A 23,815-nucleotide genomic window follows, 5' to 3' on the forward strand; every position below is an offset into this window, starting at 1 on the left:
CATCAGATTTAGCTAGACTTTAGAGTCGTTATCTAATGACCTTACTTGAACAAATAAGCATCACTACAAATAACATATGTGAGATGGGTGACAAACAACTCGATGTTTCAGTCAAGACTTGAATTCTTCGGGCTACACATCGATTTATTTAGCTCCACAGAATCTTGAATAAGCAATCGAAGCGTTTGCACGCTTAATTGCATAGCCACTTTATGATTTCCTTTCGTTGTTTCTGATTCTTGACGAGCTCTGATTGCCTTCTCTACTCCTTGTAATAACTCAGTATTACAATCTTCTTCGCCTAGCAGCAGTTTTATGGAAAAAACATTTCTTACTACAGATTCTACTGGAGAAGTTTTTATATATTGACTTAGAATAGTTACAGCCATTTCTGTAGGCTCAAGATTACCACGAAACCGTTCTTCTTTTATGCAATCTAGTCCACCACCACATCTATGAGTAAGTAACCGAAATAATTCTGGAATCCCAGGGAATTCTTTTTTCGCTTTCATAGTAACACCACCACCCATAATGACAAATAAATAACCAAACCATATATTTAGTATACAACAATTTTAAAACAAGCCATTTTGATTATTTTTTGAATAAGTGGATATGAAAGCCTTTTTAAAACAATAGAGTCGTTAACAAATGGATTACGGCAATGATGCATTTAAAAAATTAATGAAAGTATCTAATAAACAAGCATCAACAACTGATGGAAATTTATTCTGAAAGAGTTTTAGGGGGTTGATCCTATAAGATTTATGAATTAAGGCGCAAAAACGGATGAGTCTATACAAAAAATCAAATAATTATCATTAAACACTTAAAATAATCTTATTGCGCCATTATTTAGCATAAGTTTCATTATCAACTTGAGACTAATTATCAGACTTGATTACTACAATCTTGACATGTTAAATATAGCAACTCCAGCTATTGCAAGATGCTTTACTCATTTCAGCGACTTTTTCCAGCTGTCTTGTAAAATAACTAGAAATAATACCAGAGGCTACGTTTTCATCTTTGAATTGGCTCTTTACATAACTCTCACGTATTTCTTGAATGGTATTTCTGCAGACATTGATATAAGTGTAAAGTAAATTTTTGTATAATCCTGAAGAGAGTTTAAAATCTTGATGAAATTTTGGTAATGGCGATTTTAACATCTCCTTATATATAGTTATCATTTCTTTTATGTGACTAATCGACATAGGAATATTAATTAATGAAAAGCCTTGCGCAGCGGCATGTAAATAATCAGAAAACCCATTCGGGAGTCTATTAGCTGAATCAACATCAATCAAGACTATTCCATCTTTATTATACCCCCAGTTTTTTTGATGCAGATCTTGGATGAATGTAGATGCTACCATTAATTTAGCTGCTTCTTTTTGAGGAATATTTTTTAGATCACTTTTATTTTCATCCATATATTTGAAATCTATTTCTGCATGACCAGAATAAAAGTTTTCATGTGTCCCATTATTTTCCCTAAAAAATTGATCGTTGGGTGTTTGTATTTTTAAATTATTTCTACCAAAATTCTGATTGAATTTTTCATAGCTTATCAGCCCAGGCTGGTTATGAGTTGCACTATTTTCTTGCCATGAATGATGAGTTGGTAATTTTTTTAGGAAGAATCGCGTATTATTAAAATGGCATATTTTTCCTTGACTTACGCCATCTTTTTTAGGTCCGCAATTCATATTCTCAGTAATATCAATTATGGGTTGATCATGAATGGTTGCCTGTTTTTTAGGTAATAATGGTTGTTGCTGTCGTTTCGGATGCATGGAGTTAATTAACCCTGGCACCAGCGAACGTATTAGATAAGGAGCAATTATGGTAAATAAAATAATAGTGCTGTAATTCCATTGAAAAGATTGAGAATCATCCTCTAGTTTTTTACGCTTGGTTTTTTTGCTAAAAAATTCTTGTTGTTTACGTTGTAATGAAAGTTGCTCTGGAATATGCCGGCCTTGTATGTGTTGTACATGCTTATTTAACTTCTGTTTCATATGACCTATATTTGATTAAAATTTAAACAATATATTATATTATTATTCTTAATAAATTATTAAATTGCTCTTTTTAGCCATTTAAAAAACACGATCAATTTAACCAAATAATGGAAATAGGACATCTCGAAACTAGAGCTGTTGACCGTCATTAACCAGTGCAAATGCTTCATCCCAAACTCATCGAAGGAATCAAGCGATTTGGAGGGACCCTCTTAAGGAGGCATTTAAAGCTCGTAGCGATTGCAATCCCTTGAGGATTGCAGTGCCCATGTTTATCACTTGGAACCATGTATTTCTTATTGCAATTAAAAAAAGATGGTCGTGCTTAATCAAATACCGACTGCTTAAATCAAATATTAAAGAAAATTAATATCTACCCTTTTCTCATCTAATCGGGTTTTATTGCTAATATAAAATTATACTATTTTTTAAACTTATTGTTTAAATAAGGATATGTATGAAAAAAAATGGTAGTAAAATTAATATATTCACATTCATCTTAATATGGTCAATGTGGCTTTTAGCCAGTTTAACTTATTTCCATCAGTATTTTTTACGTCAAGTAGTCAGCACTTTGTCTCATTATTTAATCAATGATTTTTTCCTAACTATTGTTGATCTAACCGATTTAGCAGCTCTTTTCTTCATAGCCTACGTTATTACTTTACCCTTTAGTGGGGTTTTAATTGATCGTTACGGCGTAAAAAGAATGTTACCTCTGGCATTGATAATAGCTGCGATATCCTGTTTTTTATTCTACCTAGCTAAAACTGATATTGAATTAATCATAGCCCGCTTGTTGATGGGTGCATATGCAACTTTTACACTACTTTCTTCTTACACCGTTATTAGAAAATATTTCCCTACCCATCTATTCCCATTACTCTCTGGTTTAACCCTCACCATAGGTTTAATAGGCGCTATTTGTGGTAGTTTTATTCTTCTCAAATTCACTACCCCATTTAATTGGCGTGATTCCTTAATTTATGCAGGTTTCTTTGCTTTAGCACTTGCATTACTGTTCTTTATTTCTGTCCACTTACATGATGCAAAACACGGTAAGCATAAAAGCAATAATACAAATATTAAAATTTTTTTTAAGGACTGCACCTTTTTTTTAAAGAAATGGAGTAACTGGTTCACTGGCTTTTATGGAGGTTGTATTCTTACGCCTATCATTGCTTTTGCAAGTTTCTGGGCAACACCATTTCTAACCCTTCATTATCATATGAATCAATTAAAATCGACCTATTTTATTTCATCTGCTTTTATTGGCTATGCGCTGGGTGCTCCAATTATTGCTGTTTTAGCTCAAAAAGTTGGCCTAAAAAAAATGATGATTCTCTCCTCTGCTTGTGCTTCCACTGTGTTAATTTTAATAACGACTGCTAATTTCAACGAGTTTTTCTTAATGATTTGTTTCTTATTATTAGGTTTTACTGCTGGTGCATTTTCTTTAAGTACTATTCTAATAAAACTATCCATTCCTGACGATATTACGGCCAGTGCTTTTAGCTTTAATACTATGATAGCTCAGTTATTTGGTGCCTTTATCTTATGGGCAATGGGAGAAATTATTTATTATTTTCATAAAACGAATCTCGTAAATAAACAAAATCTATATTCAGAAACAGTACTCCAACATACCATGTATTTACTCATTATGGTTTCCTTGTTAGGCCTAGTTATTGCCTGTATTATACCGTCTCTAAAAAAAGAGTCCGCGAAATAAAATTGGAGCCTGGAATAGGAATAATTGTTTTTGGAGCAGCCAGTAAATACTCTTTAATAAAATTATTACAATTATTCCATCAGTGCTGCAATAAATCCTCATACACTCATAAATTTATTTTTTCTTCTCGATCCCCACATTCAGGCAATAGGTTCATAGAGTTGACTCTAATAGAATCCCCCTTCTTGCTCCGCACTTTAGCGAACGGTTGGTAGTACTGAGAGTCTTTATAAATAGCATATTTTCTATTTATAAATTTTACTTAATGATTACAAAATAATCACAACGAATGTATACTACACTAAAATCACATTATAGTGATTGATTAAAGAGAATAATTATGGCACCCAAACCGATCAGTCAAGAACAGTTAAATAAATTACTTGGTAAAGTACCTGATGAACAGAAAAAAGAAGAATTAAAGTTTTGCATTGAACAATACAATCAAGCCCTCTTCCAATTAACAGAGCTAAAAAGAAATTTCGAATGGAAACTCATACTAGAACCCTCTCTTTTTAAAAAGGCGGAACAAAAACTTGCATCAGCCTATAAAGATTTAAAGTCAGGTCATGTATTAGATAGTAAATCGTCTGATTGGGCGAGACATATGGAGCACTATAAAAACGCTGTAGAAAAACTTAAAGAACAACGAATCGATAAGAAAATAAAAGAAAAATTCAAATCCTTTTTTGAAGGGCGCGCTCAAAAAGCAAAGGCAGATGAATTCGTCGAAGCATACAATAAAAAAATGGCAGCTTTAGAGCAAGAAAGAGAAGAATGGCAAAACAAACACGATGAATTAGGAAATGTACTGTACGATCCGATCATGGAAACAGAAGTAGATAAGCAACTTAAAATCGTACAAGCACATATGATTCAAGCAATGCAAGCCGTCACAGCAGCGGAAAAAGCAAAAAGACTGAGCCTCGCTAAGGAAGCACTTGCTGGAGTAGGTATAGCTTTGGCAGGAGCAGGTTTAGGCATGACCGCCGCTGCTGCGGCAGGCAGTGCTTTACCTGTGTGGGGAACAGTTATCGCAGGGATAATAGGAGGTGCAGCAGGTGGAATTTTTGGGGGCATAAGAGCATTTAGAAATTATGAAATCGCTAAAGCAACACTTCAGGCTAGAGTAGATAAGGTTCTGGGAGTCATTGCTGAATATCCCACAATAGATAACTCTACACTAATGAATCCAGGTATAGCACAGCTTAAATCACTAGATACTTTTGACTGGTTGGTGGGAGGCCCCAGGAAAACTGATTTTCAAAGAATATATGAAAAATACACTTCATCCGGCAAAAACCTTGAAGAAAGTGATAAAAACAGACTCGATGTAATGTTACAGAGTAAATTTGCTGAAGATAGAGGCGCTTACTTTCTTATGCTGCAAGATATGATCCGCGAGGGTGCTGCCGATGCAGCGCTACAAGTAGCTGCAGGCCTCACTCCCGTAGCCCCATTTGATCCCTACGCAGCACTCCTCATATCCTCACAATTTACTATAATGTGCACTGCTCAAATAGGAACAGCTCGCGCTATGGCAAATCTAGCCCCGTCTGATGGCATGCCGATGGGACATGTACCCGTGGGTAACAATAAAGAGTTACTGCATGAAGCTGCTGCAGGATTAGCCTCTAATGCCGAATGTTTAATATCGCTTGCACATCAAATTAATATCTGCACCACTATAGAACCAAGGATGCTATGGATAAGTTAGGACTCTAATAGACCTAATTATTCTGTGAGTGTAGTGAATTTAAAAAAACAACAAAATGAGCTATTTCCACTGTATAATTTATAACAAGCTCCATCTATAAATTAATCTTAGGAGGCAATTAATGAAAACTACAGATGACAAACATAGCAAAAGAAAAGAACATCAAAAAGATAGTTTGCATACTACTGAAGATGCTACTCAGCAAATGGTATCAGAAATAGTGGAATATTGCAGAAAAGGGAGTAAGTGGGGTGTAAGAGCGATTCTCGATACAGTTAAAGAGCAACAACGTGGCTTTCTGTTAAATCAACACGATCGTTTTGGCGATACAGCACTAACAGCTGCTGCATCTGGGGGGCATAATGGTTTGCTGCAATACTTACTTGAAATACCTGGTGTAGATCCCAACATAACCACTGAGGGAACAAGATTTACACCACTCATCCTTGCTGCAGCCCACGGAAATTCCCAGATAGTCGACAATTTAATTAAATTATCAGCAATAAATCCAGAAATAAAAGATATTAATCAAATGACCGCTGCTGAAGAAGCAACCTATTCTGGTCATTTAGAAATATCAACCATGATCACAAATAGAAAAATATAACCGTGCTATGAGCACCCTCCTGCTTTTACAAAGGGTAACTCTTCCAAGCGTCACCCTTTGTAAAAGCGATAGTCAATTTTTCCTTGAGTTTACACCTATATGCACAGCCACGGGACCCAAGAGGACAATGACTTATTGTCCTTGTTGTTAACAAAGAATCCCCCATTCCTTTATTTTCTGCTTTGTTAATATAGATTTAATTTAATACAGATAAAATAAACAACAGTAATCACTTGGGGAAACATCATCGTATTAAGTGATTATTGAATGAACAAGAGATCATGCGAATACTTGCTAACTACGTATGACCTTAAAAAACTTTTTTATGACAGTGAGCTTAGTAAGTTACAAGTTTATAAAAATGCATTGTTATTTAAGATTAGCGGAGAATTCATTATGCCTATTACTAATAATGACATTAGACCCTATATTGATGAGATAAATAGCGCAATTCAGCAAAATTCCATCAATAAAGCTGTTTCAGCATTTTACAAGCTTGGTAAATATATTCATAGCGAATATCCTGAAGAAACAAAAAATGTCGAAGACACTCAAAAAGCACTAAGAAAAGCTACCATAAACTTTTCTGATTTAGAATTACCTAATCTCGAAATGGTCAGTTTTTTGATTGCGGCAAGAGAAGAATTAGCGACCAGTAATTGCCTGGAATCAAGTGATCTATTAGGGGCCCAATTAATTGGGATCAGCAGTTATTTGGCAATCATGGATGAACCTAACCTTGCTTTGGGTGAAGAAAGTAGAACAACTAAGGCATTTAACCACCTAGGCGAGATCATAAAGATTTATCCAAAAGAGTTTGAAAACAATATTAATAAAATAAAGTGCGTTTTTGAGGAATTTGATAGGATAAAAGATAATCCCGAAGAGTTTGAGCAAGAGAGAACTGAATATACTTCTATTATAAATCTTGAATTTCCAAAAGAGATTGGAAAAGTATCGCCTGAGGCACTAAAAAGGGTAGGAGAAGGAAAAATAGACTCTCGTTTATTAGGACAACATCCAGAAACTATCGATAAAATGTGTGCGATTATGACTCTATTAGCAACATTAGAAGAAAAAACTATTGAGAGAATCAGAACAAGAGAACAAGAAAAAAAGAATGTTGAAGAGCAATGGCCACAGTTAAAAATTCTTCAAAGAAATCTAATGGAAGCAAATAATAAAGAAACGCAAGCCCGTGATAGACTACACCAATCATCTAAAGACGAAAAAGTACAGGCCCTACATGAATTTAATGAAGCAGCAGAACATGCAAAGAATGCAGAGAAAGAGATAGAGGAAGAGCGACAAAAGATAAAAGATGAACCTGGGATCAAACAAGCCCAAATCACTATAGATCAGGCCAAAAATGATAAAGTGAGCATCTTTGCTTTTTGTAGAAATATACAAGCACTTTTAATTCAATATTATTCAGGTGATCTTGAAGCAAAAGTACGTCTTAGTGAGCAGATTAATCATGAGCTTCAAGAATATCAGCAATTGATTCATCAAATTGACAGTAAGCTTCTCAGACAATTAGCAAAAATTAGTATTCCTGCTAATGAGTTAACAAAAATAAACAATTTAATTGATTCATTTAAAGCATTAGAAAAAGAAGTAGAAGAAATTACTGATAGTAATTTTGATAAAAAAGAAATTTTAGATTTTATTAAAAATACCAAGGAGGAATTTAATGCTTATTATGAAGGAAATAGAACACCTCAAAAGCGGCATATGTTGGAGTTAAAGGTTAACAGTCTGATTAGTCAGGTCGAACAAACAGCCAACTGCTCTCTTTCAGTCAAAGAAAAATTTGAAGATGTACTTTCCGTATTAAGAGATATTTTTAGTTTAGGATTTTATTCTCTAGTAAAAACTGGTCGTTGGGGCTTTTATCACCATGAAGCAGGCACTCAACAGGAGGCGAGCAAGATTAGTAATTCGTTTGTTTCATTAAAAAAAGAATGGCTCGCTGAAGAAGCCGAAGAAAACACTGAAAAAATGCTTGGAGAATCTTCGCCCTTTTCTTTTAATCGTGAATAAAAGATTTTATAAAGCTAAAGTTATAAAACAGTTAGGGCAGATAAAAAAAGAAACACAGTTAATATGGCCGCCATGGCTATCCAAATTTATAAAACAAGTGGTGTAAAGGGATTTTATCCTTTAATTGGCTTATCTGCTTTTGGAATGTTTGCACGTGGTATTGCAATTAGCCATGGCAAAAAAATATATGAAGCATTGATAAGTAATGATAAATGTGAAACAAGCAACAAGTTGGAGCTTTCAAAAAATGTATGAAAGGGCAAGATCCCTTATCTCCAACTATTTCCATTGCCAAGTTCATTTATTGAATTGAATGACAAAATTTAAATCTACTATTTTGGGAAGCATACAATAACAAATAAATAGTATATTTTATACTATAATCAAGCATAAATGACACGAATAGGATTTTTCTATGTATGAAGAATTTCCTTTTGAGAATTATTATGCCTTTATATGTAGCGATAATAATGGCTCTATCGCAAAAAGAAAAATAGCTCGGGAAGCACATGTTGCTCGCCTGAATCACTTAAAAGAAGAAGGAAGACTTTTATTAGCAGGCCCCCTTCTTAATCCAGAACATTTAGACATCCCCACAGGTGGCTTAATCATTGCACAATTTAATACTTTGGAGAAAGCAACAGCATGGTTAAATGAGGAGCCTTATTTAAAGACAAACGCTTATAAAAAAGTGAACGTCCATGCGTTTAAAAATGTATTTATTAGATCCCCAACTTGAGTAAATCAATGAATAAAAATAATAACTCACTCATTTTTATTAGCTTAAGTGTCTCTGCAGAAAAAGAGGCTGAATTTAATGATTTTTATCATCATTCTTATATCCCCAATTTATTAAAAATTATTCCTGAAATCAAATTTGCAAGGCGTTATGAAGAACATAATGTTGATGGCACGCTTAGGTATTACCGTAAACAATTTCTTACCATTTATGAATGTGCTACAGAAAGTGACACACAACTTGCCTTAAAAGCAATTAAAGAGCGCCCAGGACGAGAAAAGGAAAAAATGAAATGGAAGCAATTTCAAACTAATGACTTACACCATCTCGAAAGTGCTTGCATTTATACACTACGCTACCAACATCTCCGCGGTATAAAAAATAAGCCTCATTTTGGCAGCTGCCCTTTTTTTATGGTAAGTGTCGAAGTAGTTGCCAAAGAAACAGAAGCGTTTAATGATTGGTATGAAACTATTTATTTACCTAAAAATGTCGCTGATGTGCCGACTTGGACATCCTGTCTTCGTTACAGCAGCCCCACAAGAGATCCCGTACGATATTTCACTATCTATGAAGCACAAGATTTATGTACCTTAAAACAAAGCCTGGAATTAATGCGCGCCCCCCATCGTTTAAAGGAAAATGCATCTTGGAAACAATGGGATACAGGTAATAATGCTGTCATTACATGGGAAGATGCGAGTAGTTTTAAACCCATTTTTCGTTATCCCGATTAAAGTAAGCTCGCTCCTAATAAGCTCTTAATATTATATGTTCCAAATTATGTTAGAAAATAAGTACAAAATGATTCATTTTAAGATTTTCTCTCTCTAATAACTTTGCTGTGGTGGCTTTGTGCTCTCTTTTTCGAAGAAAGAGCTTTTTTGGCGAGGATTGATATTTCATCTTTAGGTTCTTGCTCTGGAAGAAAAAACTTCATAAAAAATAATGGCATGTAATATAAATTAAGCGTATTTGCTATAAAAACCTCCATTTGGTTTTCTATAAGATGGGCGGGTGAAAAAGTTTCACTCCAGTCTTGAAAAGGAGGATAAGCTAAATTTAAAAAAAACCGTTCTGGTGCCATAATGGTAGATAACCAAGCGTTCGGATCTTCCATTTCTATCTCCTTATTAATTCTTAATATTAGTACATCCTATATAACAGGAGTATGTAAAAATAGCTTTTTTACAGCATGCTCAATTAAAATCCCATACTCTTTTATAAAATACTATAAAGGCTCAACATAATAGTTTCTTATTGCTTGAGCAAAGGAATCCGCATTCATATCAGGCCAATTCTCCTTGTCAAATCCAGGAGAATTTTTAAGTTTTTCTTTATCTATATTTAAAATAAATTTTTCAAGTACTGAATCATAAGAAAAAACTTTCCAAGGCAGAGCAAATAATTTGTCACCTAAGCCTAAAAATCCACCGAAAGAAAGAACAACATAAGCCACTTGACCGCTGATTTTATCGATCATAAGTGCTTCAATTTGTCCTAGGTCTTCTCCTGCAGAGTTTTCTACACCAATACCTACTACATTATTTGAGTTTACAAGATTCATCATATTCTCCCTAAATGTATTGCATGATGTTTCAAGATGAGGGGTTTTGACTTTATTCTTATTATTTTTTTTACTGACTTTGCCGCTTCATGAGATTGGGATATTGAAGATAGCATGTGACAGCGCCTGCCTTTCATGTCTATCTCCTTATAGAACAAAGTTACATCCAATATGTATTGTTTATTATAGAGGAAATTTGAAATATTTTTATTATAATTGATGTCTTTTGATATTTATCCTTTAGAGCATTTAGTAACTCAAAGAGTCTTAGGGGGATAGTAATTCTTTTCTCCAGTACTCTTTTTCTTCCCTGCAATAGCGAATCACTTCTGAAAAAGAAATGGGTGCTATAGTATAAAAAATAAACGTTTCAGGAATAAAACGAAAGCCACAATAATATTCACTCATGGGAATAGGTTGATTAAAAAATTGTTCATTGAGTTCTTGTTTTCGCTTGTCTAATTGACGCAAATCCTGAATCACCTGGCCTGACGTGGAGGCGTAAGTTGAAAATCGCAATTGTCGTTCTCGTGGTAAATGATTCCAATAGTACTCATTTTCTTCTGAAGAAATTGGCTTTGCCCACCCTTCAATAATTACTTGGCGTTGTTGTTTTGCAAATAAAAAATTTAGGGTTGCTGCAGGATTAGCAAGCAATTCGATAACCTTTTGTGTTCCTTTTTGTGTAAAAAATAAAAGACTATCTATTTCTATTTCTCGAATAGCAACAACTCGGCTATGAGGTATCCCTGAAGAAGTGCATGTTGCTAAAACAGCGCACTGGGGTTGTTCAATACCTAACTCTTTTTCTTTATTCAACCAATTGATTAACTGATTAAAAGGCATTCCTCACTCCTTATATAATTAAAAATAATTACTCCCAGCGCTTATACATACAAATTTTTATAACTTCAAAAAATTTTTTGGAATGATTTGCTCCAACACACGAATAATCAAAATCTTCTATTGCAGTATTGACTATTTTATTAGGAAGTAGAAACCAATTGGCAACAGACTTAAATTTCTTTGCAGAGGACAATTTTTGAAAAGGGAGATGAAAAATAAGAAATAACTCGCTGATTTTAAAGTGATTTTATATAATTCTTTTCGCCAAAAAAGAGGATTATATGAATAAAATCAGCGAGTTGAAGAGAATATTAGGTGAAAACCTTCCTTGGAACAAGGCCAGATTAGATTGTTTTGCACGCATGCTACTGGCTTTATATGTGGTTCGCACAGTCAATTTAAGTGAACTAGCAGTGGCTTTTGCATCGAAAGCGGAAGTGAGTTCTCGTTATAAACGACTTCAACGCTTTTTCAGGCAATTCAAAATCGATTACACAATTTTTGCGCGGTTAATCTTTAAATTATTTTTTTCTAACACACAAAAAATCTATTTAACAATAGATAGAACCAATTGGTATTGGGGGAAACAAAAGATCAATATTTTTATGTTAGGTGTTGCGTATGAAGGAATATCTATTCCTTTGTTTTGGACTTGTCTTCCTAAGGCAGGAAGCTCAAATATAAAAGAACAAAAAGCATTAATAAATCGATTTTTAAAGTGTTTTGGTTCTTCTCAAATTATGGGCCTATTAGGTGATCGTGAATTTGGCAGTGGTGGTTTATTTAATTGGTTAAATAAAAAGAATATCCCCTTTTATATTCGGATTAAAGAAGGCTCAATGGTGCATATTAAGAAGAAAAAATTATTTACTGCTAAAAAAATATTCAAAGAATTAAAACCTAAAGAACACAAAGTATTTGATGTAGCAGTAGAGTTATTTGGGCAACGAGTTTTCATTGCGGGAGCACGCTCTGAAAAAGGTGAGTTAATGATTGTTGCAACGAATCAATCTCCTAAAAATGCAATTCCAATCTATCTTAGAAGATGGGAGATAGAATGTCTTTTTCATGCTTTAAAAGGACGAGGTTTTCGTTTTGAGGAAACTCACATGACCTCCTTAGAACGCGTTGAAAAATTAATGGCTGTTTTAGCACTTGGTATGTGTTGGGCGCATAAAATAGGCGAATGGAGGGCACGTAATAAAAAAGCCATTAAAATAAATCGGCATCGTGAAAATAATCGCCCTCAAAATAGCTTTTTTCGCTATGGTTTAGATTTTATACGGGATTTACTCATTAATCCTTGTAAGAAAGTATCTCAATTTAGAATATGTATATCCGAATTATTTAATTTTAATACACTACAGATGCTTAGATCATAAAAATTGTCCTCTGCAAAGACTTAAATTTATCGCAAATATTTTCTTAATAAAACCTTAAGCTTTTACTTTTATACTGGCGACGAATTTGGCTTTAATATATAAGGAGACAAAAATTGCCTAGACATCATCACAATCACCCTGGCCACACACATGTACCTCCTCATGTCCATGTGCATGCCCATCCACATATGCATGGCCGCCCTCATGTACATGTTTTCCCTCCGATCCGTCCTTCTGTTCATGTTCATCGAGGATACACATACTATGGTTCAGGAGCATTATTAATAAGTGCTGCGATCTTAATTCCTGCCATAATTCTTGCTTTACTGTTGAGCCCTACTGTAGGTGTTGCTGGTTATGCTGCTTCATCAATGACTTTAGGAGCCGCATCTGTAGGAGCAGCAACTGCGTTTAGTGCAGCTACTTTTGGTTTAGGGGCACTCGCACTTTATGGTGCGATAGGTTTAGCCTATCTTTACTCCAGTGCTAAAGAATGTTATTCAGGTAATAAAAGCATGATGGATATGATGCATTCACGTGTCGTCAATGAAGATGGTTTCACGGTTAAAGGCGTTTTAAAGTCTATAGGCGCTGTGGTTTGGTCACCATTTCTACTTATTGGTGGATTGGCAGGGATGGGAGTTAAAGCTGCTGTCAACGCATTTAATACTCGAAAATCAAGCGCTCAAGTTGAACCAACTGTAGAAAATACTACTACTTCTGACCAAGTAAAAGATCTTGGGTTATCAAGAAAGAGCAACGAACCTACTGCGCCATTTCACACCAAATCAGTATTTGCTACTTTAGACAAAAAGACTGAAGAAGATCTAACACACAATACCAGTTCTACTCTTCGATGTTAATCTAATTGATCCAGTTGAGCCTTAATATATCAAGGCTCAACTTGCTATCCAATTAAACATGAGATTGATGGGGATCAAATGCATCTCTCACCGCATCGGCAAATAAGTTAATCGCTAGCACCAATAAAAACATAAAAAGAAAGGCAGCAAACATAGGCCACCAAATAACAGGATTACGTGCCAACTCAAGACGTGCGCTGTTAATCATGTTTCCCCAACTAATTGTCATTGGTGAAACCCCTGCCCCTACATAAGACAGTAATGCTTCAGCCATAACTAAAAAGCTAAAATCTAACACTAAAGTAATCACGACAATATGCATGACATTAGGCAGTAAATGTTTACGAATAATGGTAAACCAATTGGAGCCTAAAGCACGCGCTGCCAAAACAAAATCTATTTCACGTAATTTCAAGGTTTCAGCGCGCAAAAGCCTACACAAACTGGTCCAACTCGTCACTCCTAAAATGAAGCAAAGAGCTAATAAACGCGCATCAGCGCTTTGGGCTAAAGTAGCAAATTGCCCTGGATGGTTGGCAATATATATCTGTAATGATAAAACTGATGCGGTAATTAATAAAACTCCTGGAATAGAACTTAAAGTAGTATAAAGATACTGAATCACATCATCTGCCAAACCACCAAAATATCCTGCTACTATTCCTAGAAATAAAGCTAAAGGTAACATAAATAATGTGGTTAAAAAGCCAATTACCAAGCCAGTACGAATACTTTTAATGGTGAAATAAAATATATCTTGTCCAATTTGTCCTGTACCTAATACATGAAATGTTCGTGATAACTCATATCCAAATACCACAAAAAAAGTAAGCACTCCTAATGTAATCAGTGTACTTAAACTCGTAGAAGTTAAAGTAAAAAGTTTTAAACGTAGACTAAATCTGATGGTAACTAATACAAATCCACTCAAAAAAATCACAAAAATACCGCATTGCAACGCATCAATGAACGTATTTATGATAACTTTTTTTCTCTCCTTTTCAGTTTTGATCTTGGCAGAATAAATAAGCGGCGGATAAATTTGTTTGACCACGCCATTAATAAGAGTCGTTTCACTGACAAACTGCCTTAAAGCCAACGGTGCTGAATAGGTTTTTTCTGTAATTTGATCAATAGGAGCTAAAATGTTATCAAGAACTGTACTTGCTGTTTCCGCTTGGTGGTTCTTTGGCATCAAATGAATAGAGTCTAAAACACCAATAGTAATAAAAAACAAAAGGATAATTCCCGCACTCACAGCAATTGGTCGATGCAAAATAATGGAAAAAGAACGTCTCACAGGTTGCTTACGCAAACTCAATAAAATAACCAGGATGCTTAAGGCTAATAAAGTGAGGAAACATTTATCTGTCCATAAAAATTCAAAGGTCATTTTGTTCCTTATGTTTCATTAATTTCATAGTTTTACCATTAAATTAACGTGAATTTCGGATAAAGAATCTATTTAGATCCAGTCTTCATCTCGAACCGTTCGGGCTGAGGAGGCATTTATGCCGTCTCGAAGCCTAGAGTAAAGCGACGTGACCAAATCACGATAACTTTACACGCGGATCTACGAGCATATAAGAAAAGTCTGTTAGAACCAGACCAATAATGTAAAGAATAGATCCTAAAAAAACCATTGCCCTGACTATAGCAAAATCCTGCTGCTGGATTGCATCAATCGTATAACTACCTAACCCAGGCACACCAAAAAACGACTCTAGAATTAGACTCCCCATGAATAAGGAAGGAATAAGCACAACAACCCCAGTTAAAATAGGTAACATAGCATTTTTTAATACATGAATGAACATCACTCTTTGTTCAGATAACCCTTTTGCTCTAGCTGTTTTAACATAATCTTTATTGATTTCTTCTAAAAATAAAGTTCTATACCAACGTCCACCAGCCCCTAAACCACTAAGAACAGCGACTGTAATTGGCAAAATAACAAATTTCAGTGCGTCAAAACCTCCGTCATAACCTGAGATAGGAACTAAACGCAGTAATTTCCCAAAAAGATATTGGCCTCCAATAATATAAAACAAACTGGAAATCGACATTAAAATAATACAAATGATCACACCCGTTAAATCAAGATATGTTCCTCTAAAAAATGCCATAGCCATAGCTATAATAATATTGCTGATGATATTCAGAAATAAAACCGGTAACGCAATTGAAAGGCTAGGCCACATTCTATAAGTAATGTCTTCACTAATGTCACGCCCCGCATCAGAAATACCAAAATCAAAAGTAAAGAGCTTCATGGATTTTTGAAAAAATAAAGTTTCTGTTACTTTTTGCATTCCATTTTTTTGCTCATTATAAAACAAGGGTAAATTATACCCATGTGTCATTTTCCAATCATCGATCACTTGCTGTTCAACATATTTTTGTCCTAGGTGCATGCGGGCAATATCGTCAGGTGTATTCACCATAAAAAACAAAATAAAAGTAAGCAAATTAATCCCCAAAAGAATGGGAATTGAATAAGTAATTCGACGTAACAAATACTTAATCATAATATATTAAATCCTTTTTGCAGGTTGTTTTTCTTTCTTGTGATAAGCAATCACCAAAGGAAGAATCAAAACCAAAAAAAGCAAAAATAACAAACCCAAAGGCCAAAAAATAGGCTGATTCCAAGCTTGTCGCAATGTATTTCGCTTTGCTACATTAATCGCTGTATATTTTAATGTTCCATAAGTCATGGCATTGGGCTTCACATGAGAGACCCAACTTTGAGATAATACAAACTCTTCGGGATTAATGCCCCAGATCCAGGGAGCATCATGTCTTACAATATTCACCATAGCATCAATTAGCTGCTGCCTTTGTGAGTCATTTTCTCGATTTTTCATTAAGTTAAATAAACGATCAAACTCAGGATTTTCATAATTAGCAGCATTTTCACCACCAAATTTTACCTTGCCATTGCCTCCATATAATTGAAACAAAAAATTTTCTGGATCGGGATAATCGGCCACCCAACCCCAACTAAATATCTGCGTTTCCCCAGTACGCATTTTTTCTTGAAAACGATTATATAGAGTTGCCCTTACATTCAAATCAATACCAATTTTTGCAAATTGCTTACGCATCCAATCAAATAAAGATTTATCCCCTGGTCCCCCAGAGGAGGTAACATCATAATGAAGAATTAATGGATTGCCTGTTTTTGGATCAATACCTCCTGGATAACCCGCCTCAATCATTAACTGTTTCGCATCACTAATCGGCCTACGTGTTGCTTCATCATTTACCCATTGATAAATATAAGGATTAACGCCTTCTTTGCCTTCTTTATAACCAAAAATACCTGGGGGTATTGGGCCTTGTGCAGCAAATCCCCGTCCATTAAAAAAAATAGCGATTTCTTCATCATAGTTTACAGCAATAGAAATGGCTTGCCTTAACTTACGAGCGCGTTCACTAAAGCCGCCTACAACGCTATCGAGCATATTAAAACCCATATAATAAGTGCTAGGCTGTACCGTTTGCGTTAAATGCATATGTTTTTTGCGCATCTCTCGAGTTAGAATTGCATCTCCATGGCGATTAATATGGATAGCCTGATCAAAACTGTTCGAGCCAATTGCTGAATTATCATAATAACCTTGCAAAAACTTATTCCAACGAGGTATGGATTCTTTTTCCAAGGTAAAAACTACTTGTTCTACTAAAGGGAGACGCTTGCCTGCATTATCTAAATACCCTAATTTCTTATCTCTTGCAGAACCATGACTGGGATAGTAAATTTCCCTAAAATTGGGATTTTTTTGCAATACCATGCTACGATTAGGATTATTTTCCACCAGCATGAAAGAACCAGTACCGATTGGATACCAACTCAGTGTAATATTATTATCAGCCATTCCTGGTTGAGAATAAAAAAGATCTGCCTCCCAAGGTATAGGTGCGAAAAAACTCATGGCAAGCCAAAATAAAAACTGGGTATATACCCCCTTTAAAGTAACCTCAAACGTATAATCATCGAGTTTTTTAATCCCCGTCAAGGGATAACGACGTAAATCAATGTAGTGATTAGTGTTAGGAAGTGTCTGTCCGTATTTTTCAAAGCCAACAATATAATTGTTCATAAGTCCATAAATTGGCGAACTTACTGCTGGATTAGCTAAACGCTTAATTTGATAAATATAATCATCAACAATTAACTCTCGAGTACCACTGTATTTAAAATCTGACAACTGATGAATCTCTTCATCATCTAAATAATCTTTTGATAAATGATGGTAACGGTAGTCCCCTTTTTCATCTTTGGCAAACGCAGGATGAGGTTGATAATAAATTCCCTTTTTAATATGAATAGTATACACACTATAGCTCGGAGTAACCTGGCTTTTTGCAGAGAGTACATTTCCTTGTGCATCCAAGTACTTTAGTTGTGGCATTTGTGTCGCTGTTAATGGAGTTAATTGATAAGGCCTTAATAGATAATCATATTCCAAGAGTGGCTCATAAACTTGAGCAATAAAAAGATACTCATTTAAAGAATAAGAAAGAGCAGGATCTAATGTTTTAGGTTGTTCCGAAAAAGAAGAGTAATAAATACTCTTTTTTGATTCACTTTGGGGATAAGGATTATTTAAAACCCCTGGCCATGCATACACACAGCCTAGATCGTTAAAAAGCATAAAAATGAAAATTATTCGGTATATGCGATTCAAATAAAATCCTTATCCTGAACTCATGTTAATTTATAATAGATGAAGAAATTGTTCTTCATCTAAAATGGAAACCCCTAAATTATTCGCTTTATCAAGCTTGGAGCCTGCTTCAGTACCAGCAATCACATAATCTGTTTTCACCGAGACACTCCCACTTACTTTAGCGCCCACCATGAGTAATTTCGCTTTAGCCTCTTCACGACTCAGTGTATTTAAGGTTCCAGTGAGTACCACTGTTTTCCCAAACAAAGGATGTTCCTTATCCTGTTGTTTTTTCTCAATTTTTGGCCAATGAATCCCAAGTTCTAACAAGCGCTGAATCACTTGCAGATTATGGGTTTGTGCAAAAAAATGTACTATATTCGCAGCCCCAACCGGACCCATATCTTCCAAATCCATGAGTTCTTCTTCTGTTGCTTTCGAAATGACTTCAATATCTCCAAAATGTTCTGCTAATACCCGAGCACTTGCTTCACCAATTTCGCGAATTCCTAAAGCATAAAGAAAACGACTTAATGTAGTCTTCTTACTATGTTCTAATGCTTGTAATAAGTTTTTTGCTGACTTCTCACCCATACGTGGAAGATTTGCTAACGTAGAAACATCAAGCATATAAAGATCTGGGAGATGACGTACAATACCTTCGTCCACTAATTGTTCAATTAAAACAGAACCTAATCCTTCAATATGCATTGCCTTACGTGAAGCAAAATGCCACATCATTCTTTTTAATTGAGCCTTGCAAAATAAACCACCTATACAACGAGCAACTGCCTCTCCCTCCTCTCGAACGACATCCGAATCACAGACAGGGCATTTTAGAGGTAAACAAATCGTCTTGGTATCTGCCGGTCGATGTTCTAAAACAACTGAAACCACCTCAGGAATAACATCGCCGGCCCGACGAATAATCACTTTATCCCCTATTCGAATATCTTTCCTGGTAATTTCATCCATATTATGTAAGGTGGCATTACTCACAGTAACTCCAGCGACATTCACTGGAGCTAAACGAGCCACTGGAGTTAAAGCCCCCGTTCTCCCAACTTGAAAGTTAACTGCTAGAATCTCTGTTATTTCTTCAGTAGCTGGAAATTTATGGGCGCAAGCAAAACGTGGGGCTCGCGAAATAAAACCTAATTGCTGTTGCAAAGGAATACTATCTATTTTATAAACAACACCATCGATTTCAAAGGGAAGATCATCACGCTTGGCGAGCATATTACGGTAATAATCCAAGCAACCGTTAATCCCTACCTCTTTTTTTGATTCAGAGGAAACTCTAAAACCAAACTCTTTTAATAATTGTAATTGCTCCCAATGGGTGCCTGGTAAACGATAATCTTCACAAGCGCCAATACCATAACAATAAATCGCTAATGGTCTGCTTGCTGTTACTGCAGGATTCAATTGCCGTAAGCTTCCTGCAGCTGCATTACGTGGATTTGCAAAGATTTTTTCACCTGACTCTTTAGCTTTTTTATTGTATTCCTCAAATCCCGCTTTTGGCATATATACTTCACCGCGTATTTCAATAAAACGCGGTGGCTTATTGGTTCTTAAAACCAAAGGTATCGCTGCAATAGTTTTAATATTGGCAGTAATATTTTCACCTGTAGTCCCATCGCCACGAGTAGCTGCATAAACTAGTATTCCATGTTCATAAGTAATACTTACAGCAAGACCATCTAATTTTGGCTCACACGTAAAAATTAATTGCTGAACAGGTTCATCTAATTTTTCAGTGGCTCGTTTAATAAATGCCTGTAATTCTTCTTCGCTGAAGACATTTGACAAGGACAACATAGGCTGTCTATGGGTTACTGGTGCAAAAGCATCTGCAGGAGTACCACCAACACGTTGCGTCGGTGAGTCAGCGGTCAATAATTCAGGATGCTTCGTTTCCAAATCTTGTAAAGCGCGAAAACAACGATCATACTCAGCATCAGGTACTAAGGGTTCATCCAGTACATAGTAATGATAATCATACTGTCTTATCTTATCTTTTAGCTTTGTCACTTGTTCCTTTATTTCATCAATAATCATTCATTACCATCCATCTAAAACATAACTACAAAGCACAAATTTAATGCTTATAATTATCCTAAAAACATTAGTTTATCACTAAAAAATATGCTATAGATACATGCTGATTTAATATAATCTAGGATAATAAAATGGATTTTAAACGTATTTTAATCACTTTGTATTTACTTCTATTTTCTTCATGGATTTATTCGCTTCCAGAGCCTAATCCCAATTTAGGGATTGCATTAGTCCATGGCACCAAAGATCATCGTGATGATGCTGAAGGAGGTTACTGGAAAACCGACTTTATCCAAAGTCTCGTTCAAACACTTCCAAACCCCGAAAATTATTACGTAGTGCACTGTGATTTCAGCAAATATATGTGGGATGAGGATGCAGCTGGGTGTACAGCAGATCAATTATTAAATTTCATAGACGATAAAAAAATTAGCTCACTAATTGTATACACCCATTCTAACGGTGGAAATGTGATACGTTGGATTCTTTCTAACTCAACCTATGACAGTCGTTACCTGCGGTTAAAAAATAAAATCGATCAAGTTATTGCTTTGGCGCCCTCTAGTGGAGGAACACCACTCGCTGATGCATTGCTTAACGGTGGAGTTTTTGAAGCTAGCTTGAGCTGGTTATTAGGTTATAGTGGGGATGCTATAAAACAGCAACGTGTTGGTGATATGTACATTTATAATGAAGAGCTTTTGTTTGGTACAAAAAATCGTCCTTCCTTACCTAAGCCCTTTAAGGCTGTCATAGGTACTGATGTTATAGCATCGCCTTTTAATTCATCCAGTTATTGTAATGGTTATATTCTTAACAGTGGCCTAAAAATCGCCAAACTTTATTTAGATAGTTGCGCTGATGGCTTTTTAAACTGCAGCTCACAAACAGTTGCGGGCACAGTTTGGTTTTATGATAAAGATAAATTAGAGGACCATTTGACGCTAAGCCATAATCAGAGCAGACATTCATGTTTTGGTTTGGAAAAAATACTTACCTCTGTTATTGATTCAGAAGGAGCTGCTTGATGAGAACTACTCTTACTTTATTGTCATTATTTTATTGTGTTCAGGTAAATGCATACAACTTACCCCAACATCCAATCAAATCTTATGATTGCGAGAGCTGTGACACTTTATCTCATGAAAAACTACAAGACCGCTGGCAAACTGCTGAGGTTCCGTTGAAAAATGCAAGCAGCAATGTCCAAAAAAGTTACAGCTACAATAAGAAAGTAACAGCAGCACAACTAGAACAAGGAGTTATCTTACCTATTCATGCCCCAGGCGCCGTGGTACGTATTATTCCTTTAGAAGATAAAGCTATTCCTACATTAGAGATTAAAAGTACTTCGAACCCATTCATGAGCTTGAAAGACGCATCGTCTTTATACAGCCAAGATGAAGCCATCGATGAGTCACTAAAAATAGGAACACATCAAACGATGTTGCAAATCAAACCTGAATTAGGCATGGGCAATTTCGTCATCAAAAGCAAAAAGACAAAGTCTCACAATGAGTCGAATGCTTATCTGATTCATGTCTTTGAAAAATATTCGTTACTCTACTTACAAATAGAGCCTACTGCATTGCAGTACCAATATGGTGATCAATTTAATGCCACTATCACTTTAAAAGATAATGAAACGTCTTATCCTATTGATGACATCAATGCTACATTAATCGGCCCTAATGACCAGAGTATTTCTCTTAAATTAAAAGAAATAAAGCGCAATCAATATGAGGCCAGTGGGCTTTTACTTTCAGATATAAATACACATGGTGACAATTGGTATATCGAAGTCGGTGTAACGAGTGAGCTTGAAGAAAATAGTCCTACTTATCGCACTGGACGTGCTGCATTTTCTTATTCCATCCCCTCAGCAGGTTTAGTCAATATTAAGAAAACATCTTCGAAACCATTAACTTTCGCTGTAACTGCAGATGTTGCCACTGCAAGTCGTTATGCATTACAAAGCATTCTCTACAAAAAAAATGCTACCGGTGAAAATATTCCAGTGGAAACCGCTCAAAGCGCACTATGGCTAGAACCAGGAAGACAAATAATTCACTTTAGTTTTGACAATTCCGCTCAATTAGCAGAGGATCAGCTTTCTGTGGGTTATTTACATTTAACCGATTATGGGCAATTAAAACCGGTTTATCAACACGATCTTCCGATAAAACTCAGTCAATTATTGGACTAATGAATGCAATTTTTATCATCAATACCTTTAATTGAGGGCATAGCATATGCTTTAGCCCTCCAGTTTTTAATAATAGTTTGGCTTTTAATCAAACAACATCAATTAAATAACTTTAATAAACAATATCAGGAGAAGATTCTTAGTACATTTACTACGGAGATACATCAAATACATCTCGATATAAGTGAAAAAATTGCTCAAGGACAATTAATGACGCAACAACTCATCCATGATACTGTTCAAAAACAAATGACGGATGTCCGTGAGCAAATAAATCATAGTTTTAAGCAGCATGCGAGCGCACTTACCTCCCACTTACAATTACTGACTGAAGAAATTCGTAATCACCTTCATAGTTTAACACAACAAGTGAATCATAAATTAACTGAAGGCTTTGAAAAAACCTCCTCAACTTTTATTGATGTAGTGAAACGGTTAACCATTATTGATGAGGCACAAAAGAAAATTACGGAATTATCGAACCATGTTGTAAGTCTTCAAGATGTCCTTGTTGACAAAAAAGCACGAGGGGCTTTTGGTGAAGTACAGCTTTCAACACTCATCAGTAATATGATTCCTGCCACTCACTTTCAAATGCAATATACCTTAAGCAATCAAAAACGAGCTGATTGTATTTTATTTTTGCCTGAGCCCTCTGGAAACGTAGTTATTGATGCTAAATTTCCCCTGGAAACCTATCAACGACTCATCAATGCTGATCCAGGAACAATGGAAAAAAAATCGTTACAACAACAATTTCGCCAGGATATTCAAAAACATATTAAAGATATTGCAGATAAATACATTATTCCTAATGAAACAACTGACGGAGCCATGATGTTTATTCCTGCTGAATCTATTTTTGCAGAAATCCATGCCAATTATCCTGATTTGATTTCCTTATCCCAAAGATTGAAAGTATGGCTTGTATCACCAAGCACTTTGATGGCCGTCCTTACTACCGCTAAAGCAGTACTGAAAGATGATGCCACACGCAAACAAGTTCATATTATCCAAAAACATTTGCAAGCGCTCGCAGACGATTTTCAACGCTTTGAAAAACGAATGGATAAATTGTCCAAACATATCAATTTAGCTCATCAGGATGTTAGTGAAGTGAATACTTCGGCCAAAAAAATCACATCACGTTTCCAAAAAATTGAATCCGTTGATATAGCATTAGACGAATTGGAACTTATTGAAACCGAAGCCTCAAATGATGCCTAACTCATCGCCTACATAAAAACGAACTTAAATTTAGATTAAGATATCCTGAATTTTACCTTAACTTTTTTGCATTTAATGCCGCCCTCTTCCATAACAGCTCACAACTTTCATAAAAAGCA

Annotated in this window: 21 protein-coding genes; 12 read left to right on the forward strand and 9 right to left on the reverse strand. The window is 35.4% G+C overall.

Translation table 11 applies throughout. From position 1 onward, the window contains the following. Positions 1-107 precede the first annotated feature (107 nt). Entirely contained in the window at positions 108-512 is a 405-nt protein-coding gene (locus tag DYH34_RS10250) for a hypothetical protein (protein ID WP_058466264.1), read from the reverse strand. 408 nt (positions 513-920) lie between these two features. Beyond that, the gene (locus tag DYH34_RS10255) at positions 921-2,024 is read right to left on the reverse strand and encodes a hypothetical protein (protein ID WP_058466263.1); all 1,104 of its coding nucleotides are present in this window, start codon (positions 2,022-2,024) and stop codon (positions 921-923) included. 460 nt (positions 2,025-2,484) lie between these two features. Here DYH34_RS10255 and DYH34_RS10260 point away from each other — a divergent pair, with 460 nt between their 5' ends. From DYH34_RS10260 to DYH34_RS10290, 7 genes are all read left to right on the forward strand, one after another. Further along, positions 2,485-3,759, forward strand: a complete 1,275-nt coding sequence (locus DYH34_RS10260; protein WP_058466262.1) for an MFS transporter — start codon at positions 2,485-2,487, stop codon at positions 3,757-3,759. Between the two features lie 340 nt (positions 3,760-4,099). Next, entirely contained in the window at positions 4,100-5,476 is a 1,377-nt protein-coding gene (locus DYH34_RS10265; RefSeq protein ID WP_058466261.1) for a hypothetical protein, read from the forward strand. 121 nt (positions 5,477-5,597) lie between these two features. After that, positions 5,598-6,083, forward strand: a complete 486-nt coding sequence (locus tag DYH34_RS10270; protein WP_058466260.1) for an ankyrin repeat domain-containing protein — start codon at positions 5,598-5,600, stop codon at positions 6,081-6,083. Between the two features lie 267 nt (positions 6,084-6,350). After that, the gene (locus DYH34_RS10275; protein ID WP_244918536.1) at positions 6,351-8,126 is read left to right on the forward strand and encodes a coiled-coil domain-containing protein; all 1,776 of its coding nucleotides are present in this window, start codon (positions 6,351-6,353) and stop codon (positions 8,124-8,126) included. Positions 8,127-8,198: 72 nt separating this feature from the next. After that, the gene (locus DYH34_RS10280; protein WP_238589572.1) at positions 8,199-8,381 is read left to right on the forward strand and encodes a hypothetical protein; all 183 of its coding nucleotides are present in this window, start codon (positions 8,199-8,201) and stop codon (positions 8,379-8,381) included. A 160-nt stretch (positions 8,382-8,541) separates the two neighbouring features. Then, a complete protein-coding gene (locus tag DYH34_RS10285) occupies positions 8,542-8,865 on the forward strand; it encodes a YciI family protein (protein ID WP_058466257.1) in 324 nt (107 codons plus the stop codon). 8 nt (positions 8,866-8,873) lie between these two features. Further along, a complete protein-coding gene (locus tag DYH34_RS10290) occupies positions 8,874-9,602 on the forward strand; it encodes a hypothetical protein (protein WP_065240121.1) in 729 nt (242 codons plus the stop codon). A gap of 77 nt (positions 9,603-9,679) precedes the next feature. Here DYH34_RS10290 and DYH34_RS10295 read toward each other — a convergent pair whose 3' ends face one another. From DYH34_RS10295 to DYH34_RS10305, 3 genes are all read right to left on the reverse strand, one after another. After that, positions 9,680-9,985 (reverse strand): hypothetical protein, encoded by a 306-nt coding sequence (locus tag DYH34_RS10295; protein WP_058466256.1) that lies wholly within the window; start codon positions 9,983-9,985, stop codon positions 9,680-9,682. Positions 9,986-10,096: 111 nt separating this feature from the next. Continuing rightward, positions 10,097-10,435, reverse strand: a complete 339-nt coding sequence (locus tag DYH34_RS10300) for a PRC-barrel domain-containing protein (RefSeq protein WP_058466255.1) — start codon at positions 10,433-10,435, stop codon at positions 10,097-10,099. Between the two features lie 264 nt (positions 10,436-10,699). Further along, positions 10,700-11,278: a pyridoxine/pyridoxamine 5'-phosphate oxidase gene (locus DYH34_RS10305; RefSeq protein ID WP_058466254.1), complete on the reverse strand. Its 579-nt coding sequence runs from the start codon at positions 11,276-11,278 to the stop codon at positions 10,700-10,702. A gap of 281 nt (positions 11,279-11,559) precedes the next feature. Between DYH34_RS10305 and DYH34_RS10310 the strand changes: the two genes are divergently transcribed. Next, positions 11,560-12,660 carry an IS4 family transposase gene (locus DYH34_RS10310; RefSeq protein WP_058466253.1) on the forward strand — a complete coding sequence of 367 codons (1,101 nt, stop codon included), beginning with the start codon at positions 11,560-11,562 and terminating at the stop codon, positions 12,658-12,660. A 113-nt stretch (positions 12,661-12,773) separates the two neighbouring features. Continuing rightward, on the forward strand, positions 12,774-13,523 hold the full coding sequence (locus DYH34_RS10315) for a hypothetical protein (RefSeq protein WP_238589471.1): 750 nt from the start codon (positions 12,774-12,776) through the stop codon (positions 13,521-13,523). Positions 13,524-13,575: 52 nt separating this feature from the next. On the opposite strand, the gene DYH34_RS10320 is transcribed toward DYH34_RS10315, so the two are convergent. The 4 genes from DYH34_RS10320 to ligA all read right to left on the reverse strand — a co-directional run bounded on the left by DYH34_RS10320 (position 13,576) and on the right by ligA (position 20,263). Continuing rightward, positions 13,576-14,916 (reverse strand): ABC transporter permease, encoded by a 1,341-nt coding sequence (locus DYH34_RS10320; RefSeq protein WP_058464493.1) that lies wholly within the window; start codon positions 14,914-14,916, stop codon positions 13,576-13,578. A 157-nt stretch (positions 14,917-15,073) separates the two neighbouring features. After that, on the reverse strand, positions 15,074-16,051 hold the full coding sequence (locus DYH34_RS10325) for an ABC transporter permease (RefSeq protein WP_058464492.1): 978 nt from the start codon (positions 16,049-16,051) through the stop codon (positions 15,074-15,076). Between the two features lie 6 nt (positions 16,052-16,057). Beyond that, positions 16,058-18,184 (reverse strand): ABC transporter substrate-binding protein, encoded by a 2,127-nt coding sequence (locus DYH34_RS10330; RefSeq protein ID WP_238589473.1) that lies wholly within the window; start codon positions 18,182-18,184, stop codon positions 16,058-16,060. A 63-nt stretch (positions 18,185-18,247) separates the two neighbouring features. Continuing rightward, the gene (ligA, locus tag DYH34_RS10335; protein WP_058464490.1) at positions 18,248-20,263 is read right to left on the reverse strand and encodes an NAD-dependent DNA ligase LigA; all 2,016 of its coding nucleotides are present in this window, start codon (positions 20,261-20,263) and stop codon (positions 18,248-18,250) included. A gap of 131 nt (positions 20,264-20,394) precedes the next feature. Between ligA and DYH34_RS10340 the strand changes: the two genes are divergently transcribed. From DYH34_RS10340 to DYH34_RS10350, 3 genes are read left to right on the forward strand one after another with little or no spacing between them, the layout of a single operon-like run. Beyond that, on the forward strand, positions 20,395-21,291 hold the full coding sequence (locus tag DYH34_RS10340; protein ID WP_058464489.1) for a hypothetical protein: 897 nt from the start codon (positions 20,395-20,397) through the stop codon (positions 21,289-21,291). Next, positions 21,291-22,469, forward strand: coding sequence for a DUF4785 domain-containing protein (locus DYH34_RS10345; RefSeq protein WP_058464488.1), 1,179 nt, complete (start codon positions 21,291-21,293; stop codon positions 22,467-22,469). The genes DYH34_RS10340 and DYH34_RS10345 overlap by 1 nt, the downstream gene beginning before the upstream one ends. Positions 22,470-22,472: 3 nt before the next feature. After that, a complete protein-coding gene (locus DYH34_RS10350) occupies positions 22,473-23,696 on the forward strand; it encodes a DNA recombination protein RmuC (RefSeq protein WP_058464487.1) in 1,224 nt (407 codons plus the stop codon). Positions 23,697-23,815: the final 119 nt, after the last annotated feature.

Origin of the sequence: Legionella cincinnatiensis, assembly GCF_900452415.1 — a bacterium.
GTDB classification, from domain to species: Bacteria; Pseudomonadota; Gammaproteobacteria; order Legionellales; family Legionellaceae; genus Legionella; species Legionella cincinnatiensis.

Coding starts and splice junctions, on each gene's coding strand:
- DYH34_RS10250 (WP_058466264.1), bottom strand. CDS start 512: ATGAAAGCGAAAAAAGAATTCCCTGGGATTCCAGAATTATTTCGGTTA.
- DYH34_RS10255 (WP_058466263.1), bottom strand. CDS start 2,024: ATGAAACAGAAGTTAAATAAGCATGTACAACACATACAAGGCCGGCAT.
- DYH34_RS10260 (WP_058466262.1), top strand. CDS start 2,485: ATGAAAAAAAATGGTAGTAAAATTAATATATTCACATTCATCTTAATA.
- DYH34_RS10265 (WP_058466261.1), top strand. CDS start 4,100: ATGGCACCCAAACCGATCAGTCAAGAACAGTTAAATAAATTACTTGGT.
- DYH34_RS10270 (WP_058466260.1), top strand. CDS start 5,598: ATGAAAACTACAGATGACAAACATAGCAAAAGAAAAGAACATCAAAAA.
- DYH34_RS10275 (WP_244918536.1), top strand. CDS start 6,351: ATGAACAAGAGATCATGCGAATACTTGCTAACTACGTATGACCTTAAA.
- DYH34_RS10280 (WP_238589572.1), top strand. CDS start 8,199: ATGGCTATCCAAATTTATAAAACAAGTGGTGTAAAGGGATTTTATCCT.
- DYH34_RS10285 (WP_058466257.1), top strand. CDS start 8,542: ATGTATGAAGAATTTCCTTTTGAGAATTATTATGCCTTTATATGTAGC.
- DYH34_RS10290 (WP_065240121.1), top strand. CDS start 8,874: ATGAATAAAAATAATAACTCACTCATTTTTATTAGCTTAAGTGTCTCT.
- DYH34_RS10295 (WP_058466256.1), bottom strand. CDS start 9,985: ATGGAAGATCCGAACGCTTGGTTATCTACCATTATGGCACCAGAACGG.
- DYH34_RS10300 (WP_058466255.1), bottom strand. CDS start 10,435: ATGATGAATCTTGTAAACTCAAATAATGTAGTAGGTATTGGTGTAGAA.
- DYH34_RS10305 (WP_058466254.1), bottom strand. CDS start 11,278: ATGCCTTTTAATCAGTTAATCAATTGGTTGAATAAAGAAAAAGAGTTA.
- DYH34_RS10310 (WP_058466253.1), top strand. CDS start 11,560: ATGAATAAAATCAGCGAGTTGAAGAGAATATTAGGTGAAAACCTTCCT.
- DYH34_RS10320 (WP_058464493.1), bottom strand. CDS start 14,916: ATGACCTTTGAATTTTTATGGACAGATAAATGTTTCCTCACTTTATTA.
- DYH34_RS10325 (WP_058464492.1), bottom strand. CDS start 16,051: ATGATTAAGTATTTGTTACGTCGAATTACTTATTCAATTCCCATTCTT.
- DYH34_RS10330 (WP_238589473.1), bottom strand. CDS start 18,184: ATGCTTTTTAACGATCTAGGCTGTGTGTATGCATGGCCAGGGGTTTTA.
- ligA (WP_058464490.1), bottom strand. CDS start 20,263: ATGATTATTGATGAAATAAAGGAACAAGTGACAAAGCTAAAAGATAAG.
- DYH34_RS10340 (WP_058464489.1), top strand. CDS start 20,395: ATGGATTTTAAACGTATTTTAATCACTTTGTATTTACTTCTATTTTCT.
- DYH34_RS10345 (WP_058464488.1), top strand. CDS start 21,291: ATGAGAACTACTCTTACTTTATTGTCATTATTTTATTGTGTTCAGGTA.
- DYH34_RS10350 (WP_058464487.1), top strand. CDS start 22,473: ATGCAATTTTTATCATCAATACCTTTAATTGAGGGCATAGCATATGCT.